The 589-nt window shown below is 49.7% G+C and carries 1 protein-coding gene; it reads right to left on the bottom strand.

Going from position 1 to position 589, the window contains the following annotated elements:
* The coding region (locus IEY09_RS20140) for an IS630 family transposase (protein ID WP_188872422.1) at positions 1 to 589 on the bottom strand (589 nt) is incomplete at both ends.

Below are 589 nucleotides of genomic sequence, written 5' to 3'. Positions count from 1 at the left end.
GTGCGAGCCATAAGCGTTCTATCTTGTTGACCCACGGCGAGTATACCGGCTGAAATAGTAATCTGAATTTGGGATTATGCTTGAGCCAAGCTACGGTCTTACGGCTCTTATGAATAATGTAATTGTCCAGGATGAGCGTGATGGTTTTGGCTTTGCGGTAATGACGCTTAAGCTTCTCCAACATGGCAATAAACAGCTCTGACGCTTTGCTATCGCGGCTTACATAAAGCACTTTCCCGGTGCTGGCATGCAGGGCTCCAGCTATGTAATGCTTACGGTTGTTGCCTGGGGTGACAACGCGTTTTTGTTGTCCTTTTGGCATCCAATCTGCCCCGATTTTTGGGTTCAAGTCGATGTCTACTTCATCTTCATAGAAAACCGGATGCTCGACGCAACACTGCTCAAGTGCCTGATTTATCGCGGCCATTTTCTCCTCTTTGTGTGGGTCTTTGATACGCAATGTCGGAGCCGAGCGGCGCCAGACCATTCCTGCTTTGGGTAGTAATCGGCGGACGGTGGATGCAGCGATGCTGAGCTTAAGCTGTGCATTAATCACCATGGCAAGCAGTTCACTGCTCCAGCGGCTACG

Origin of the sequence: Shewanella xiamenensis (genome assembly GCF_014647135.1) — a bacterium.
Lineage (GTDB): Bacteria > Pseudomonadota > Gammaproteobacteria > Enterobacterales > Shewanellaceae > Shewanella > Shewanella xiamenensis.
This window is presented reverse-complemented; position numbering and strand designations above follow the sequence as displayed.